Annotated in this window: 17 protein-coding genes; 11 read left to right on the top strand and 6 right to left on the bottom strand. The window is 64.9% G+C overall.

What is annotated here, in order from left to right; genetic code table 11:
- Positions 1-6: 6 nt before the first annotated feature.
- Together G8O24_RS28315 and G8O24_RS28320 are read left to right on the top strand one after the other, a co-directional pair.
- Positions 7-210 carry a hypothetical protein gene (locus G8O24_RS28315; RefSeq protein WP_188105104.1) on the top strand — a complete coding sequence of 68 codons (204 nt, stop codon included), beginning with the start codon at positions 7-9 and terminating at the stop codon, positions 208-210.
- A 192-nt stretch (positions 211-402) separates the two neighbouring features.
- The gene (locus G8O24_RS28320) at positions 403-840 is read left to right on the top strand and encodes a hypothetical protein (protein WP_188105106.1); all 438 of its coding nucleotides are present in this window, start codon (positions 403-405) and stop codon (positions 838-840) included.
- 12 nt (positions 841-852) lie between these two features.
- Here G8O24_RS28320 and G8O24_RS28325 read toward each other — a convergent pair whose 3' ends face one another.
- The 4 genes from G8O24_RS28325 to G8O24_RS28340 all read right to left on the bottom strand — a co-directional run bounded on the left by G8O24_RS28325 (position 853) and on the right by G8O24_RS28340 (position 5,643).
- A complete protein-coding gene (locus G8O24_RS28325; protein ID WP_188105108.1) occupies positions 853-3,150 on the bottom strand; it encodes a ComEC/Rec2 family competence protein in 2,298 nt (765 codons plus the stop codon).
- Positions 3,151-3,244: 94 nt separating this feature from the next.
- Entirely contained in the window at positions 3,245-3,478 is a 234-nt protein-coding gene (locus G8O24_RS28330; RefSeq protein ID WP_188105110.1) for a DUF2171 domain-containing protein, read from the bottom strand.
- 79 nt (positions 3,479-3,557) lie between these two features.
- Positions 3,558-3,944, bottom strand: a complete 387-nt coding sequence (locus G8O24_RS28335; RefSeq protein ID WP_188105111.1) for a nuclear transport factor 2 family protein — start codon at positions 3,942-3,944, stop codon at positions 3,558-3,560.
- 22 nt (positions 3,945-3,966) lie between these two features.
- A complete protein-coding gene (locus G8O24_RS28340; protein WP_188105113.1) occupies positions 3,967-5,643 on the bottom strand; it encodes a glutamine--tRNA ligase/YqeY domain fusion protein in 1,677 nt (558 codons plus the stop codon).
- A gap of 156 nt (positions 5,644-5,799) precedes the next feature.
- Here G8O24_RS28340 and gltX point away from each other — a divergent pair, with 156 nt between their 5' ends.
- The 9 genes from gltX to G8O24_RS28385 all read left to right on the top strand — a co-directional run bounded on the left by gltX (position 5,800) and on the right by G8O24_RS28385 (position 15,862).
- Complete coding sequence (gene gltX, locus G8O24_RS28345; protein WP_188105115.1) at positions 5,800-7,227, top strand: glutamate--tRNA ligase; 1,428 nt, start codon at positions 5,800-5,802, stop codon at positions 7,225-7,227.
- Positions 7,228-7,373: 146 nt separating this feature from the next.
- Positions 7,374-8,678, top strand: a complete 1,305-nt coding sequence (gene gltA, locus G8O24_RS28350) for a citrate synthase (RefSeq protein WP_188105117.1) — start codon at positions 7,374-7,376, stop codon at positions 8,676-8,678.
- A gap of 95 nt (positions 8,679-8,773) precedes the next feature.
- Positions 8,774-9,475 (top strand): hypothetical protein, encoded by a 702-nt coding sequence (locus G8O24_RS28355; protein ID WP_191093345.1) that lies wholly within the window; start codon positions 8,774-8,776, stop codon positions 9,473-9,475.
- A gap of 175 nt (positions 9,476-9,650) precedes the next feature.
- Positions 9,651-10,829, top strand: a complete 1,179-nt coding sequence (locus G8O24_RS28360; RefSeq protein ID WP_188105191.1) for an ROK family transcriptional regulator — start codon at positions 9,651-9,653, stop codon at positions 10,827-10,829.
- An 86-nt stretch (positions 10,830-10,915) separates the two neighbouring features.
- On the top strand, positions 10,916-12,202 hold the full coding sequence (locus G8O24_RS28365; RefSeq protein WP_188105119.1) for an ABC transporter substrate-binding protein: 1,287 nt from the start codon (positions 10,916-10,918) through the stop codon (positions 12,200-12,202).
- Positions 12,199-13,122, top strand: coding sequence for a carbohydrate ABC transporter permease (locus G8O24_RS28370; protein WP_188105121.1), 924 nt, complete (start codon positions 12,199-12,201; stop codon positions 13,120-13,122). The genes G8O24_RS28365 and G8O24_RS28370 overlap by 4 nt, the downstream gene beginning before the upstream one ends.
- Entirely contained in the window at positions 13,115-13,972 is an 858-nt protein-coding gene (locus G8O24_RS28375) for a carbohydrate ABC transporter permease (RefSeq protein WP_188105123.1), read from the top strand. Before G8O24_RS28370 ends, G8O24_RS28375 begins: the two co-directional genes overlap by 8 nt.
- Positions 13,973-13,982: 10 nt before the next feature.
- On the top strand, positions 13,983-15,098 hold the full coding sequence (locus G8O24_RS28380; protein WP_188105125.1) for an ABC transporter ATP-binding protein: 1,116 nt from the start codon (positions 13,983-13,985) through the stop codon (positions 15,096-15,098).
- Positions 15,095-15,862 (top strand): SDR family NAD(P)-dependent oxidoreductase, encoded by a 768-nt coding sequence (locus G8O24_RS28385; RefSeq protein ID WP_188105127.1) that lies wholly within the window; start codon positions 15,095-15,097, stop codon positions 15,860-15,862. The genes G8O24_RS28380 and G8O24_RS28385 overlap by 4 nt, the downstream gene beginning before the upstream one ends.
- Before the next feature lie 22 nt (positions 15,863-15,884).
- Here G8O24_RS28385 and G8O24_RS28390 read toward each other — a convergent pair whose 3' ends face one another.
- Positions 15,885-16,358 carry a GlcG/HbpS family heme-binding protein gene (locus tag G8O24_RS28390; RefSeq protein ID WP_188105129.1) on the bottom strand — a complete coding sequence of 158 codons (474 nt, stop codon included), beginning with the start codon at positions 16,356-16,358 and terminating at the stop codon, positions 15,885-15,887.
- A 59-nt stretch (positions 16,359-16,417) separates the two neighbouring features.
- The gene (locus G8O24_RS28395; RefSeq protein ID WP_188105131.1) at positions 16,418-17,914 is read right to left on the bottom strand and encodes an aldehyde dehydrogenase family protein; all 1,497 of its coding nucleotides are present in this window, start codon (positions 17,912-17,914) and stop codon (positions 16,418-16,420) included.
- Positions 17,915-17,916: the final 2 nt, after the last annotated feature.

Here is a 17,916-nt window from a genome sequence, read left to right on the forward strand (position 1 = left end):
ACAGTCATGCGCAAGATCATCTTGAACACCGTCACGATGATGCTGATCGCAACATCCGCATCACACGCCTTCGCCAAGCAGCCGCAGCATCACGCCCGCAAGGCGCCGCAGGCGACCAGCGAGCAATTCCGCGATGCCCGCAATGCCATGGATCAGCGGACGCAACCGGCTTGGCCTTATGCTGGCTGGTCGGCGCCCGCCGGACACTGACGGAAGTTTGCCGAATGCACCGCAGGAGGCTTTGTTCCTAGCAAAGTCGGGAAAGATATTGTGATTGCGGCGTGCGGATCCGAGCCGCAGATTTGCCTACAACCAAGCGGAGTCTTGCGGGCTTCCACTCTGATAGAGGCCCGCGCCTCCAGGACAGAGACGCGGGTTGCTATCCCCGAAGAGGAGCACCCGATGTGTGACTATAGCCTGCATGCCGTCGCGACGCGTCCCGCAGAAGTTGGCGAGACCATCGTCACGACAACGTTCCGTGGCACCTCGACGCGCGGCTTCGCCTCCGAAGCCGACATGACCGTTGCGGTCTGCCTGCTGCCGGGAACGGAGCTCGCCTTCGCCGACAACGTCCGCTACGACAACAGGTGGATCTGGACGCGCACCGTCAATTCCCGCGTCGGCAAGTTCGGCAAGATCGATCCGCACATTCCCGATCGCCATCACGATGCGATCGAATTCCCGGACGGCAAATACGTGCTGGTAACGCAGCTCGTCGAAGGCCAGCGTGCGACCGTGCTGCAACTGCCCGTGACCCAGCCGCATGGCGAGCGCGAGCAGAAGCCCGAGATCACGGCTGGCAGCCGCCCGCTCCCAACGCGCCGTCTGCCGATCGGCTGAGAAGGATCGACCTCAGTCCTCGGTCGCGAGATCGGCCTCCGACGGCGTTGCGTCCTTGGAGCGCTGAGCTGCCGATCGCGGCATGAGGGCCTGTTCGAAATCTCCCTCGCCGGCCGCCGCCGGCGACCAGGGGCGGTTTGCGCCTCGCGCTCTCACCGATTGAACCGCAAAGCCGTCGCCGTGCCGGGTCAGCGCGAGCGCGCCCTGATGCGCGAGCCGCGGCCGATCGACCACCATGGCGGCGCAATCCGGCGGCGCCGGCCTTGCCGTCACCACCAGCGCGGCGCGGCTGCAATCGTCCGCCAGCGCGTCGACGCGCAGCGCCAGCGCAACCATGCGGCCATCGGCAAGCGGCGTCACGCAGCCGGACTCGTCGCACGAGACGCCGTCGCCGAGCGAGGCAGTGCCGGCATCCCGCGGATCGGCATCCGCCGCGAGCCATTCCTTGAGCTGGAAATTGTCCTTGGCGGTCCTGATCAAGCGAAGCTGCCCGTCGCTGCCCCGGACCGCGACGCTCTGGCCGTCGCCGGCGATGAGAATGTCGGGCTGGCGAACCGACAGCCCCCAGAGGGTCGCCGCGACGAGCACGAACGCGCCCGACCAGCGCAGCGGCGTGCGGAGCAGACCCATCAGGATCAGGCCGAGGCTGGCGGCCATCAGCGGCGCGGTGCCGAAGGCGGCGACATGGCCGATCGCGCCCGGCAGCGCGGCCACCCAGCGCGACACCGCCACCATCCAGTCAATGCCGATCCCCATCAGCCACCAGAATATACCGTCGAGCCCGAAGGGTGCAGCGAGCAGTCCGAGCAGCCCCGCCGGCATCACCAGCGCCGAGACCACCGGCATCGCGCCGAGATTGGCGAGCACGCCGTAGGGCGTGACGCGGTGGAAATGGAACGCGGCATAGGGCGTGGTCGCCAGTCCCGCGATCATCGAGGCCATGAACAGCATCGCGATCTCGCGGCCGCCCCACAGCGCGATCCGCGCGGTCGTCGAATGATCGGGGGATGCGAACAGGTTCGGCATGCCGATCTGCACCAGCGCGACCAGCCCGAGCGTTGCCGCAAACGACATCTGGAAGCTCGGATGCACCAGCGCTTCCGGCGCGACTGCGAGCACGATCAGCGCGGCCACCGCCAGGGTGCGGAAGGTGATGGCGCGGCGATCGACCATCACCGCGATCAGCACGACGGCGGTCATGAAGAACGATCTCTGCGTTGCGCCTTCCGCGCCCGAGAGCAGCGGGTAGAACGCGGAGGCCACCAGCGGGGCGGCGGCCGACCATTTCTGGATGGGAAAGCCGACCGCCAATCCGGGGAGCAGCGCGAGCAGCGCGCGAACCGCGAAGAAGACGACGCCGGCGACGACCGCCATGTGGTAACCCGAGATCGAGAGCACATGGCCGAGGCCGGAAATGAACATCGCGTCGTTGACCGGCGTCGTGATCGCATCGCGCCGGCCGGTCAAAAGCGCGGTCGCGATCGCGCGGTTGTCACCGTCAAGCACGGCGCGGATGCGCCCATCGATGGCATCGCGCAGGCCCTGCATGAAGGCGACATAGCGCAGCTGCAAGCCGCCGGTGTCAGGGGGCGCGGACGCAGTGATCGCTCCCATTGCAAATCCGGAGGCGCCAATGCCCTGGAAGAACATGTCGCGCGAGAAATCGTAGCTGCCCGGCCGCAACGGCGCGAGCGGTGGCATCAGCCGCGCCTTCAGCTGGACGAAGCTGCCGACGTCAGGCGCCGTGCCCTTGCGCACCGAGAGGCGGACGCGCTCGAGCTTCACATCGCTGCGCTGGGCCTCCATCGCGGTGACGCGCAGCACGAAACGGTCGGTGCGTTCGCGGATGTCGCGGGTCTCGACGAAGCCCGACAGCGATACCGAATAGAGCGGCTTGGCGAGCACCGTGTGCGCGATACGCGCCGTCTTCCAGGTCGCCATGGCAAAACCGGCCGCGACCGCCGCGATCATGATCACAGGCGCAAACAGCCGGCTCCGCCGCACCAGGACCGCACCGAGCGCAAGCGCCATCGCCGTGGTCGCAACCACCCACAGCACCGGTTCGTGATCAGCGGCGAAATAGAGCGCGATGCCGCAGCCGAAGGCGATCGGCACCCACGGGAACAACCGCCCGGCGCCCGCCTCGGCCTTGGCCCATTCACGCAGCGTCCCGACGACCGCCGGCCAGACGCCAAAGCCTGCAGGCGCAAGACCGCCGGCCGAGGCGGATCGGCCCGTCGGCCAGGTTCCTGCAATCGGCCCCCCGGCAATGCCTTGCGAGGCGCCTCGTGGCCGGCCCGGCTCCGCCATTCCCTGCACTCTGCGATACGCGACGGGCGCAGAGGCTACCGGAACGTGCAGCGGTGCGAATAGCGGTACGGATCGGGAACGAAGCGGAAGAGCCCTACTTTTCCTCTTCCATCGTCACGGCAACATCCGCCTTGGCCGACAGCCGGACCTTGTTGCCCTCGACATCGGCGACCAGCCCCTTGTCGATGAAATGGTGATGCCCCTTGTGGCTGCCCTCACCGCTGTCCTTCCTGGTCAGCTTGATGCGGTTGCCCTCGACCTTGTCGACGGTACCGACATGGACGCCGTCGGCGCCGATGACTTCCATATGCTCTGCGATGTTCTGCATGGTGGGATCCCTGGTTGAATACACCTCAACGCGGCGGCGGCACCTTCGTTTCCACCGCCGGAATAACGATGCCGTGCGCTCAGATCAGCGGTGCCTTGGCCGAGGCGTGGTGATTGACGATCTTCCAGTCGCCGTCCTCGCGCATGATGACCCAGCTCATCTTGACGACGAGATCGGGCCGCTCGCCGGCAAGATCGAAATGGATGGTCGCGCCCATGTTGATGAGGTCAGGCCCCGCCTGCGCCGCCTGCACCTCGGAGAAAGCCGCGCTCGGCCTGCGCCAGCGCGGCAGGCCGTTGAAATAATCGGCAACGCCGTCCCTGCCCCGATAGAGCCTTGGATTTGAGCCGAAGAAGAACGCGTTCCTGGCATACAGCGATGACAACGCCGCCGCATCCAGCGTTGCGAAGCCGGCGCACCATTTCGCGATGATGGCGGAAACGATGGCGTCGGCTTCGCTGCTCATTGCTGCCCTTCAGCCCTTCGCCTCAGCCCTTGGCGACTTCCTTCGCGAACGTATCGCGCAGGCCGATGGTGCGCGAAAACACCGGCTTGCCCGGCGTCGAGTCCTTGTCGCGCACGAAATAGCCCTGGCGCTCAAACTGCATCGGCTCGGTCGAATTGCTCTCCGCAACCGCAGCCTCGATCCTCGCCTCGGAGAGGATCTCCAGCGAGTTCGGATTAAGATCGGCCGCGAAGTTGGATGCGTCCGGGCTCGGATTGGCAAACAGCTGGTTGTAGATGCGGATCTCAGCGGGCACCGAATTTGCCGCCGGCAGCCAGTGCATGGTCGCCTTGACCTTGCGGCCGTCGGGCGCGTTGCCGCCCTTGGTCGCGGGCTCGTAGGTGCAGCGCAGCTCCACCACCTCTCCCTTGTCATTCTTGATCACGCCGGGGCATTTGACGAAATAGGCATAGCGCAGCCGCACCTCGTTGCCCGGCGACAGGCGGAAGAACTTCTTGGGCGGGTTCTCCATGAAGTCGTCCTGCTCGATATAGAGCTCGCGGCCGAAGGTGATCTTGCGCGTACCGGCGCTGGGATCATCAGGATGGTTGATTGCCTCGAGCTCCTCGCTCTGTCCTTCTGGATAGTTCTCGATCACGACCTTCAGCGGCTTGAGCACCGCCATGCGCCGCTGCGAGGTGCGGTTCAGTTCCTCGCGGATGCAGAATTCGAGCATGCCGACGTCGACGACGCTGTTGGCCTTGGCAACGCCGATGCGCTTGACGAACTCGCGCAAGGCCGCCGGCGGCACGCCGCGGCGGCGCATGCCCGCCATGGTCGGCATGCGCGGATCGTCCCAGCCCGCGACATGGCCGTCGCGGACGAGCTGGGTCAGCACGCGCTTGGACAAGAGCGTGTAAGTCAAATTGAGCCGCGCCATTTCGTACTGATGCGGCTTGGACGGCACCGGCAGCTTCTCGATGAACCAGTCATAGAGCGGCCGGTGGTCCTCGAACTCAAGCGTGCAGATCGAGTGGGTGATGCCTTCGATGGCGTCCGACTGGCCGTGGGCATAGTCGTAGCTCGGATAGATGCTCCACTTGGTGCCGGTGCGCGGGTGGTGCGCGTGCAGGATGCGATACAGCACGGGATCGCGCAGATTGATGTTGCCGGAGGACATGTCGATCTTGGCCCGCAGCACGCGCGCGCCGTTGGGGAATTCGCCCGCCTTCATGCGACGGAACAGGTCGAGGTTCTCCTCCACACTGCGGTCGCGGAACGGCGAGTTCTTGCCGGGCTCGGTCAGCGTGCCGCGCGAGAGCCTGATTTCTTCCTGGGACTGGTCGTCGACATAGGCGAGACCGTCGCGGATCAGCTTCTCCGCCCATTCATACAGACGGTCGAAATAGTCAGAGGCGTAGAACAGGTTCTTGCCCCAGTCGTAGCCGAGCCAATGCACGTCGGCCTGGATGGAATCGATATATTCCTGCTCCTCCTTGACCGGATTGGTGTCGTCGAAGCGCAGGTGGCAGCGGCCCGGAAACTCCTGGGCGATGCCGAAATTGAGCGCGATCGACTTGGCGTGGCCGATATGCAGGTAGCCGTTCGGCTCCGGCGGGAACCGGGTCACGATCTCCTTGTACTTGGCCTGATCGAGGTCGGCCTGGATGATGTCACGAATGAAATCGCGCCCAACCTCAGGTGCCACCGGTTCTGTCATTACGAAAATCCTGTAGGGAAATCAGCGGTCCTTCTGCCAAATTCTCTTGGCTGAGCCAAGGGTTTAAGCAAGGCCTTAAGGCCTCCGCTGCCGGGCTTTAGTTATGCTCCGGTCCTGCTATATACCACCGCCTCCCATGCATAGGCCCTGCCAAGAATGACCGATTCCGTCGTCACCCGCTTCGCTCCCTCCCCGACCGGCTTTCTCCATATCGGCGGCGCCCGCACGGCGCTGTTCAACTGGCTCTATGCGAAGAAGCACGGCGGCAAGATGCTGCTGCGGATCGAGGACACCGACCGCGAGCGCTCCACCGAGGCCGCGATCGGCGCGATCCTGGACGGGCTGAAATGGTTGGAGCTCGGCTGGGATGGCGACGTCATCTACCAGTTCAGCCGCGCCGCCCGCCACCGCGAGGTCGCCGAGCAGCTGCTCGCCGACGGTAAGGCCTACCGCTGCTACGCCACCGCCGAGGAGCTCGCCGCGATGCGCGAGAAGGCGCGCGCGGAAGGGCGTACCCGCCTCTATGACGGCATGTGGCGCGACCGCGATCCGGCGACGGCGCCTTCCGACGTCAAACCGACCATCCGCCTGCGCGCGCCTCAGACCGGCGAGACCGTGATCGAGGACCAGGTCCAGGGCCGCGTGGTCTGGCAGAACGAGAACCTCGACGACCTCGTGCTGCTGCGCGGCGACGGCAACCCGACCTACATGCTCGCGGTGGTCGTGGACGACCACGACATGGGCGTCACCCACGTCATCCGTGGCGACGACCACCTCATCAACGCCGCCCGCCAGAAGCAGATCTACGATGCGATGGGCTGGGCGCTGCCGAGCATGTCCCACATTCCGCTGATCCACGGCCCGGACGGCTCAAAACTGTCCAAGCGCCATGGCGCTCTCGGCGTCGATGCCTACCGCGCCATGGGATACCTCCCGGCCGCACTGCGCAACTACCTCGTCCGTCTCGGCTGGAGCCATGGCGACCAGGAGATCTTCTCGACCGAGGAGATGATCGCCGCATTCGATCTCGCCAATGTCGGCCGCGCCGCCGCCCGCTTCGACTTCGCCAAGCTGGAAAACCTCAACGGCCATTACATCCGCCACGCCGACGATCAATCACTCGTGAAGATGTTCGAGGACGTGCTCGACCACGTCGTTCCCGCCCGCGACGAGATTAAGGCCAAGTTAAACGACACCACGCGCGCGCAGTTGCTCAAGGCCATGCCGGCCCTGAAGGAGCGCGCCAAGACGCTGATCGAGCTGATCGACGGCGCCTATTTCATCTTTGCCGACCGCCCGTTGCAGCTCGATCCCAAGGCCGCGGCCCTGCTGACGCCCGAAAACCGCAAGCTGATCGGTCAGCTTCATTCCGCGCTGGAGAATGTCGAGAGCTGGAGCGGGGCCACCACGGAAGCTGCGCTGCGCGCTTTCGCCGAGGAAAATAGTCTCAAACTCGGCGCGGTCGCCCAGCCGCTGCGGGCCGCACTGACCGGCCGCACCACCTCGCCTGGTATATTTGAGGTTTTGGACGTGCTGGGACGCCAGGAAAGCCTGGGGCGGCTTCAGGATCAGGCTACGACATAAGTCGGTCATGCGCGCGGTGATCTTGCAGCGCACACAGCAATAATATACCCATCTTCCCGTACATTCTGGAACATCCGGCCTGCCCCATTTTCTGCCTTGGGGGACTCCGGCTCCGGCCCGTTTCCCCCCACATCGGGGACCTGACGATGGACGCAAAACCAAGCAACAAGACCGCCACGCTGACGGTCGGAAACAAGAATTACGATCTTCCGATTCACAGCGGCAGCGTCGGACCTGATGTCATCGATATCGGCAAGCTGTACGGCCAGTCCGGCCTGTTCACTTACGATCCCGGCTTCACCTCGACCGCGAGCTGCCAGTCCAAGATCACCTATATCGACGGTGACGCGGGCGTGCTGGAATACCGCGGCTATCCGATCGAGCAGCTCGCCGAGAACGGCGACTTCCTCGAGACCTGCTACCGGCGGCTCTACGGGAACCTGCCGACCGCCGCGCAGAAGAAGGATTTCGACGACCGCGTGATCCATCACACGATGGTGCACGAGCAGATGGCCCGGTTCTTCCAGGGCTTCCGCCGCGACGCCCATCCGATGGCGGTCATGGTGGCCTCGGTCGGCGCGCTCGCCGCGTTCTATCACGACTCGACCGACATCAATGATCCGAAGCAGCGCATGATCGCTTCCATGCGCATGATCGCGAAGATCCCGACGCTGGCCGCGATGGCCTACAAGTACACGATCGGCCAGCCCTTCGTGTATCCGAAGAACTCGCTCGGCTTCGCCGAGAACTTCCTCAACATGTGCTTCGCGGTGCCGTGCGAGGAGTACAAGATCAATCCGGTGCTCGCCAACGCGCTGGACAAGATCTTCATCCTGCACGCCGACCACGAGCAGAACGCCTCGACCTCGACGGTGCGTATCGCCGGCTCCTCCGGCGCCAACCCGTTCGCCTGCATCGCCGCCGGCATCGCCTGCCTCTGGGGCCCGGCCCATGGCGGCGCCAACGAAGCCGCACTGGCGATGCTCGCCGAGATCGGTACCGTCGACAAGATCCCCGACTTCATCGCCAAGGTGAAGGACAAGAACTCCGAAGTCCGCCTGATGGGCTTCGGTCATCGCGTCTACAAGAACTACGATCCGCGCGCCAAGATCATGCAGAAGATGTGTCACGCCGTGCTCAAGGAGACCGGCCATGGCGACGATCCGATGCTGAAGGTTGCGCTGGAGCTCGAGAGGATCGCGCTCAGCGACCAGTACTTCATCGACCGCAAGCTCTACCCGAACGTCGACTTCTATTCGGGCATCACGCTGAAGGCGATGGGCTTCCCGGTCTCGATGTTCACCGTGCTGTTCGCGGTCGCGCGCACCGTCGGCTGGATCAGCCAGTGGAGCGAGATGATCGAGGACCCGCAGCAGAAGATCGGCCGTCCGCGCCAGCTCTACACCGGCGTGACGCGCCGCGACTACGTCGCGATCAAGGATCGCAAGTAAATCCTGGCCGATACGGTCTTCAAGACGGCGCCATCTCACGATGGCGCCGTTTTTGTTTGGCAAGACCGGGCGAACAGGCAAGCGGGGATGAGCGAATGCGGATCACGAACCCGGTGGATGGATGGTTGCAGGTCGTGGCCTGTTCGCCGTTCCCCGACGTGGCCGGAGAGACGGTGCTTGTTCCGCGATGTGTCATTGACGGCGTGATCACTGCAGAGCGTCTCGCCGCGACGGCCGTGCAGTATGGCGGTTACGACGTGCCCAAGCCGAAATGGCCGCGCCCGGGGATGATGCTTCCTGTCATCGTCGACCTCGCCGATCCCTCACGGTTCAGGATCGAATGGGATCTGGTGCCGACCTTGCAGGAGGCCGCCGAGCAGCTTGTGGAGCAATTGCGCGGCGATGCACAGCCCGGCACACCGCGCCGCCCGTTTCCCCGGGTCTGGCGCGAGGTGGAACATGCCGCGGCATCGCCTGCGATGGTCAACGGCCTCACACCGCAGCAGACGGAGATCGCGCTCGCCGGCGGCGCTGCGGCGCTCGGTCTGGTCCCGTCCATGGCGGCTGTCGTGAGCGCATGTGAAGCAGGGCCGAGCAGCGCGCCGGGCGGGACGTGGGACATCACCGTCCAGGTGCACGATCCCAATGGCGGCCCCGACTGGGAAGCGGTCACGCGCATGTCGTTCAGCAGTTCAAGCCGGCGCGACAGCCGCACGGCTCGGGGCGCCGCGCTGCCGGTTCTGGTCGACCCGGACAACCGCAAACGGATCGTCGTCGACGTCGCCCGTCTCGCCTAGGTCATCGACATTCTCGCGCGCGACCGGCTGCAAGCTGGCAAGCTCGAATGCAGATTGGATGCGTCACTTCTTGCTGCCGCGCACAACAACAAGTCCATGCATTGCGCCGGCAAGCGCTTGACAGGCGAAACGCTCCGCGCGCAAATTCTTACTCTAAGTAAGAATGACGACAGGGATGGAAATGCCGGAGCAGCCGAGAAGTCGGCGGCAGACGCGCGCTGCCATTTTGACTCATCTGCTTCAGTCGGGCGGCTCGTTCCGGCCGCCGCTGGCAAAGGCCGTGCGCCTGTCGGAAGCGAGCCTGTCGCGGATCCTGTTCGACCTGAAGGCCGAAGGCATGATCGAAGAGATCAGACGCCCTGCCCCCTATGTCGGCGGTCCGACCGGTCTCGTCTCGCTCGATGGTTCGGTGGCGCTCGGGGCCCTCGAGCTGACCGGACAGTCGCTCAGCGTCGGGGTCGGCAACTTCACGGGTGAGCTGCGCTACACCGAGCGCGTGCCGCTGCCGGCGAAACTGACGACCGAGTCGGTCGGCCGGGTGTTTCATCAAGCGCTGACATTGCTGCGCGACTGGACGCGGCGGCGGCGCATCAGGCTCGCGCAGATCGGCGTCACCATTCCGGGTCTCGGGCGGCTGAGCGTAGCAGGCAATCCGATCATTCCCTGTGACGTCGACCGCATCGGCGAGATGTTCCGCGACATGTTTGCGGATGTTCCGGTTGCCGTCACCAATTCGGTGGTGGCGCATGCCACCTTTCATCGTTGCCGCACGGACGACTATCCATTCAGCGAGGCGCATCTGTTCGTCTTCGTCGGCCAGGGCGTTGCGGGAACCTGGATGGACGATCCCAGCGAGGACGATGCGCTCGAGCCGGTCGAGCTCGGCCATATGGTGTTCGAGGCAGGCGGCCCTCGCTGTCGCTGCGGTCATCATGGCTGCGTCGAAGCCTATACGTCCCTGCCGGCGCTGGCCGAACTGCTGCGCCTCACCGAAACAGAATTGCTCCAGCTCGGCAGTGACTGGGTGACTGCGATCCCGCTGACGCCACGTGTGCGCCAAGAGTTGCGCCAGCGGCTGTTCAGGCTTGGCCTCGCCATCGGCAACACGTTGAACGTCAAGCCATGCCGCGGCGTTGTCGTCAGCGGCTGGCCATCGCTGCTCACCGAAGACGAGCGCAAGGCTGTCGTCGACGGGATCGATGCATGTCTCCTGGGCGGCCGGAAACAGGCCCAGGTGTCGCTCGCCTTCGTGCCGCCCTCGAACGGCAACGACCCGCGCGCAGCCCTCGCCTTCGCTGCCTTCTGCCTGGCGAGATCCGGCGGCATGCCGTCCGCATCGACGGAGGCCGCCTGACATGACCTGAGCCGCGTGCGGCTCGCGCACGCCAACGACAGCGCCAAGAATGGCGCAGACAACGTCACACCCGGGAGGAACCTGCCATGCCGATCACAACAACAAGGCGCCGTCTGCTCGCTGGATCTGCCGCCGCGCTTGCGCTGCCGGCCTTCGTCCGGGCGCAAGGCGCGGTCAAGCCGCGCCTCACCGCGATCTCACAATGGTCCGCGGGCAGCGACGGGGCGGCCATCACTGCGCTGGGCAAGAAATTCGAGGAGAAAGGCGGCGTCGGGCAGCACTCGCCCGTCCCCGGCTTCACCACCGAGATGATGAACAAGCTGCGCGCGCAGATCATCGCCGGCGACCCGCCCGCCTGCTCGCAACTCAAGGGCCCGGAGATTGCGGCCTGGTCGAAGATTGCCCCGACCGTCGATCTCGACGCCGTGGTCGCCGCCGCCGATTACGAAAAGGTCGTCGCGCCGGACCTCGCCAAATTGCACAAACCGACGGGCAAGTGGATCGCGCTGCCGCTGCAGATCTACAGCACCAACATGCTGTTCCTGTCCAAGCGCGCGCTCGACAAGGCCAAGGCCGACAAGCCGCCGGTCACCTGGGCTGATTTCAATGCTCTTGCCGAGAAGATGAAGACGAACGGAGTGACCTCTCCCGTCGGCACCGGCGGCACGCGCGCAGACGATGGACAAAAATTCGAGGCGTCCCTCGCCGGTATCAGTCCCGCCGTATACCGCTCGGCCATCATGAATCTCGACAAGAAGGCCCTGGAGGGTCCTGAGGTCAAGGCCGCGTTCGCACAGATGCGCAAGCTCACAGAGTGGATGGACCCCAATGTCGGCGCCCAGCCCTATGCCACCAATCTGAAGCGCTTTATCGATGGCGACATGGGCATGCTCATCATGGGCGGATGGGCGCAGGGCGTGTTGAAGAACGCCGGCTTCAGGCTCGACGATTTCATCATCGCGCCAGGCCCGAGCGATAATGGCAAGCCGGTATTTCTGCTGAATGCCGACGCCTTCATCTTCTGGCAGCGCAAGGAGGCTGATCTGCAGGCCGGCCAGATGTTGATGGCCCAGCTCGTGATGGATCCGGCGATCCAGACCATGTACTCGCAAATCACGGGATCGATCCCCGTGCGCACCGACGTCGATCTGTCCGGCGAGGGGTGGTCGGATGGTCAACGGACAACCGCGGCCGCACTGAAGAACGCCATGGGCAATAATCAGGCCGTCCTGAGCCTTGCGCACAATATGGCGCAGGAAAACGGCCTGACGGCTGCGATGATCGACGTGTTCACCGAATACGCGAAGAACAAGACGATCAAGCCGGAAGAGGCTGTCGCCCGCCTCGCCGACGCCGTCGAGGGCGCGCGTTGACGAGCGCCGCTTCGACAGCCACGGGCCGGCCGGCGACCTCCGCGATGGTGCGCCGGCTGCCCGAATACCTGATGATCTGGGTGCCGCTGCTGTTGTCCGCAGCGCACCTCATCTCGTTTTCGATCTGGACGATCTGGATTTCGTTTACGCCCTCGACCCTTGTGCCTGTTGCGGGCTGGGTGGGCTTGCGCAACTACAACGCCGTCCTGGCGTCACGAAACTGGCAGATCGCCTTCGACAATCTCCTGTTGTTCGGCATCGCTTTCGTGCTGCTCAGCCTGACGACCGGTCTGCTGCTCGCGATCCTGCTCGATCAGCGCATTCGCGGCGAGAACGTGCTGCGGACCATCTTCCTGTACCCGCTGGCGGTGTCGTTCGTCGTCACGGGCACGGTGTGGAGCTGGCTGCTCAATCCCGGCATCGGCATCGAGAAGCTCGTCCATGACCTCGGCTGGACCACATTCCACTTCGACTGGCTGGTCAACCGCGACATGGCGATCTGGACCATTGTCATCGCGGCGATCTGGCAGTCGTCGGGCTTTGCGATGGCCCTCTTCCTGGCCGGCCTGCGCTCCGTCGATTCCGATATCATCAAGGCGGCACAGATCGACGGTGCCGGGCCGATCCGAACCTATTGGCGCGTCATTCTGCCGACGCTCTGGCCGATCACCATCACGGTCGTCGTTGTCCAGCTGCAGTTCGCGATCTCGGCCTTCGACCTCGTCCGCGCGCTCACCAATGGCGGACCGGGGATAGCGACCCAGCTGCCGGCGCTTGTCGTCTACGATCTGATGTTCCAGCGCAGCCAGCTCGGCCGGGGCGCGGCGGCGGCCGTTCTCATGTTGCTCATCCTTCTCGCAGTGCTGCTGCCCTATGCGGCGTGGCGTTATGTCCGGGGACGGCAGGCTGCCCATGCGTGACCGAAGCTTCGCTCCAACCCGAATTCTGACCTATCTCGTCGCGACATTGTTCGCGGCCGCCTACCTCGCGCCGCTGCTCGTCGTCGTACTGAACTCGCTTCGGACCAATGAGGAAATCGCGCAGAGTTCAATGATCGGCTGGCCGCAACATATGGCGTGGGGCAATTACGCCCTGGCCTGGAGCGGCTTCTGCGTCGCCGAGACGTGCGCCGGGATCCGGCCGTATATGCTGAACTCGGCGCTGATCACGATCCCCGCCACGATCTTCTCGACCCTGCTCGGTGCGGTCGCCGGTTACGCCGTGTCGCTCTGGCGCTTTCGCGGCGATGTCTGGATCTACGGCATCGTGACGCTAGGCCTGTTCCTGCCGCAGCAGATGCGCCTCTTGCCCTGGACCATCGTGCTGCGGGACATCGGCCTCATCAACACGCTGTCGGGTCTCGTACTGATTCATACGATTCAGGGGCTCTCCTTCACGGTGCTGTTCTGCCGCAACTATTACGTCGCCATTCCACACGAGCTGATCCGAGCCGCGCGCATCGACGGCGCCGGCTTCTTCCGCATTTTCTGGCGCATCATCCTGCCGCTCTCGGGCCCCATCCTGCTCGTCACCGTGATCTGGCAGTTCACCCATATCTGGAACGAATTCCTCTATGGCGTGACCTTCACGCCCGGCCAGCAACAGCCCGTGACGGCGGCGCTGATCGCGCTGTCTGCCGCGGTCGCGGACATCCCGCAGCATGGGGTGCAGAGCGCGGCGGTGATCATCGCAGCCCTGCCCACGCTGCTGATCTATCTCTTTGGCGGCAAGTACTTCGTACGCGGCCTCACTGCCGGGGCCGTGAAATGATGGATGTGTCATGGCAGCCCTGAGCATTCGCAGCCTCTCCAAGCGCTACGCCAATCTCGAGGTGCTCAAGGGCATCGATCTCGACATCGAGAGCGGCGAATTCACCGTGCTGGTCGGGCCGTCCGGCTGCGGCAAGTCCACGCTGCTCAACATCGTCGCCGGCCTCGATCGCGCCAGCGACGGCACCATCGAGATCGGCGGGCGCAACGTCAACGACGTCCTGCCCAAGGACCGCGACATCGCCATGGTGTTCCAGTCCTACGCGCTCTATCCGTCGATGACGGTGCGTCAGAACATCACGTTCGGCATGGAATGCCGCCACGTGCCGAAGGCGGAGCAGGAGAAGGCGGTGGCGAATGTCGCAAAACTGCTCCAGATCGAACCGCTGCTCGGCCGCAAGCCGGCGCAATTGTCGGGCGGTCAGCGCCAGCGCGTGGCGATGGGGCGCGCCTTGGTGCGCGATCCCCTGCTCTTCCTGTTCGACGAGCCGCTCTCCAATCTCGACGCCAAGCTGCGGGTCGAGATGCGGATGGAGATCAAGCGGCTGCACCAGCGCATCGGCGCCACCATCGTCTATGTCACCCACGACCAGATCGAGGCGATGACGATGGCGACCCGGATCGCCGTCATGCATCAGGGCCGCGTGCAGCAATTCGCCGACCCCGACACCGTCTACCGCTATCCGGCCAATCTGTTCGTCGCCCGCTTCATGGGCTCGCCGCCGATGAACACGATGCCGGCAAGGCTCGAGGCAGATAGCAGTGGACCCGTGGTGGTGATCGGCGCAGGCCGGCCGGACGAGGTTCGTCTGCATCTGCAAGGCTACGACGCGGCCGCGTCCTATATCGGCCGCGAGGTGGTGCTGGGAATCAGGCCGGAATGTATTGCCGAGGGCGAGCGGGTGTTCTCCGCTGCGGCTGGACCGCCCGTCATCGTCACCGCGCCTGTCGAGCTGGTCGAACCCACCGGCGCGGAAACCATCGTCCTGCTGCGGCTTGGCGGCGAGCCGGCACAGGCGCGCATCTCGCCGGATATCCGGCCGACGCCCGGCACCTCCGCCGCCTTTGCACTCGATACCCGCCGCATTTGCCTGTTCGACCCCGAGACGGAGCGACTGATCGCATGACCAAGACGACCTATGCCGGCCTCGCGGACCGCGTGGTGCTGATCACCGGAGGCGCCAGCGGCATCGGCGCCGCCTTCGTGCGCGCCTTTGCCGCGCAGGGCTCCCGTGTCGCCTTTCTCGACATCGATGCAGAGGCGGGGCAAGCGTTGGCGCAGGAGGTGGCGAACAGCTCGGGCACCGCCCCGCTGTTCGTGCCCTGCGACCTCCTGGACATCGACGCGCTGCGCGCCGCACTGGCAAACGTCCACGCCGCGCTCGGCGATGCCGCGGTGCTGGTCAACAATGCCGCCAACGACCAGCGTCAGGTGCTGGCGGACGTCGCGCCGCCGGATTTCGACTGGATGATCGGCGTCAATTTCAAGCACGTCTTCTTTGCAGCCCAGGCCGTGGTGCCGCAGATGCAGGCGCGCGGCGGCGGCTCGATCCTCAACATGTCGTCGGTGGCCTGGATGCGCGGCGCGCCGGCGCTGCCGGTCTACGCTGCGGCGAAGGCGGCGATCGTCGGCTTCACCAACTCGCTCGGTCGCAAGTTCGGCGCCGACCGCCTCCGCGTCAACGCGATCGCGCCGGGGATGGTGATCACCGAGCGTCAGCGCAAGCTGTGGTATCCGGACGAACGACAGATCGCCGAGATGCGGACGCGCCAGGCCATTCCCGATGCGGTGACACCAGAGGATATCGCCGACATGGCGCTCTACCTCGCCTCCGACGCCAGCCGGCGCATCACCTGCCAGTGTTTCCGCGTCGATGGTGGCTTGGCCTAAAGCATGATCCGCGCGTCGAGGCTCATTTCTTGATGTCGGCTGCGACCAGCACGCGATGACCGGTCAAGAGATCCTGAAGGGCCTGCAACGCGGCGATGCCGCAATGCGTGTCCTGCTCGCCATTGCCGCCGCTCAGCCCGACACCGCCGACCACCTCGTCGTCGACCACGATCGGGAAGCCGCCGACAAACACGGCGAACCTGCCTTCAAAGCTCCACTGGATTCCGAACGCTTCGTTGCCGGGAAGCGCCGGTCCGTTCGGCATCTGGTTGAACAAGTGCGTCGAGCGCTTGTGCCCCGCCGCGGTAAAGGCCTTGTTCCAAGCGATCTGCGGGCCGGTGAGGCGCGCCCCGTCCATCCGTTCGAGCACGATCGGGTAGCCACCATCGTCCACGATGCAAACGGTCTCGGGCACACCGATGTCCGCGGCCTTCTTCAACGCCGCAGCCGCCATGTGCCTGGCTTCCGCCAATTCAAGCTTGATTGATGTTCTCATCTCGTCCCTTTGTCTGTCAGCCGCGACGCCGCGATTTCAGCATCGCTCGAATTCGCGCTTCAGCATCCGCGGTACACGGTCTTGATCTGGGTGTAGAACTCGAGCCCGGCACGGCCGGACTCGCGGAATGTCGATGTACTCGACCGCTTCAAGCCTCCGAACGGCGCATTGATCAGATTGCCGGTCGTGGTGCGGTTGATCTTGACGGTCCCCGACTGAATGTCATTGGCGAAATCGTGCATGATACGTGGGTTTTTCGTCGCGATCGCGGCGGACAATCCGTATTCGGTGTCATTGGCCTTGGCGATGGCATCCGCATAGGACTCGACCTCGATGATCGCAATGACGGGGCCGAAGATTTCCTCGCGGGCGATCGTCATCTGTTGCGTAACGTCGGTAAAGATCGCCGGCGAGACGTAGTAGCCGCCGTCATAGCCGGCGCCGGTGAGCCGCTCGCCGCCGCAAAGGTGCCTCGCCTCCCGCTTGCCGATCGCGACATAGCGCAGCACGGTCTCGAGCTGCCTGGCGGTTGCGAGCGGCCCGAGGTCCATTCCAGCCGTGAGACCGTCGCCGATCTTCAACGCCTTGACCCGGGCAACCAGCCGCTCCGTGAAGTCGGCCGCTACCTGTTTCATGACCAGGACGCGGCTGGTGCCGGTGCAAGCCTGGCCGGCGAGCGACAGGCCGCCTTTCACGGTCAGGTCGACCGCCTTGTCGAGATCGGCATCGTCCATCACGATCAGCGGATTCTTGCCGCCGAGCTCCATCTGCGTGCGCGTCGTGAAGCTGACCGAGCGGCAGATCTGCTCGCCCGCTGCGGTCGAGCCGGTAAAGGAGATGGCGCGGATCTCGGGCGCTACGGTGATGGCCGGTCCGATCTCGCCGGCCGAACCGGTGATGAAGTTCAGGACGCCCTTGGGCAGGCCGGCCGTCACCAGCGTCTCGGCAAGCCGGTAGCCGCTCAGCGGCGCATCCGACGACGGCTTGAACACCACCGTATTGCCGGTGATGAGCGCAGGCGCGATCTTGCGGGCCGGGATCGAGATGGGAAAATTCCACGGCGTGATGACCGAGACGACGCCGAGCGGCTCGCGCAGCGTGTAGACGGTCATGTCGGGATCGTCGTTCGGAAAGACCTCGCCCACCAGCGACTGGCCTTCGACGGCATAGAAGCGCAACGTCTGCGCCGAGCGCAGCACCTCGTCCCTGGCGAGGTTGAGCGCCTTGCCCATTTCGCGCGTCATCTCTTGTGCGATCTGCTCGGCCTGCGCCTCGAGACGATCGGCCGCACGATTGAGAATGGCCGCGCGCGCCGAGACCGGCGTTTTCCTCCAGCGCTCGCAGGCGGCCACAGCCGCGTTGACCGCGAGCTTGGCCTCGGCGGCCGTCGAGGCCTGAAAGCGACCGACGATATCGGAGGTGTCGGCAGGATTGGTGTTGTCGAAGGGCTTTGCAACGCCCCGCAACTGCTCGCCATTGATGAGGTTCGGGAATTCCTCGACCTGCGGCCGGCCAGTCTCCGAACCGTGAGTACGCGTCGTCGCGACATCGCTCATGA

Source organism: Bradyrhizobium campsiandrae (assembly GCF_014529705.1).
In the GTDB taxonomy this organism is placed as follows: domain Bacteria; phylum Pseudomonadota; class Alphaproteobacteria; order Rhizobiales; family Xanthobacteraceae; genus Bradyrhizobium; species Bradyrhizobium campsiandrae.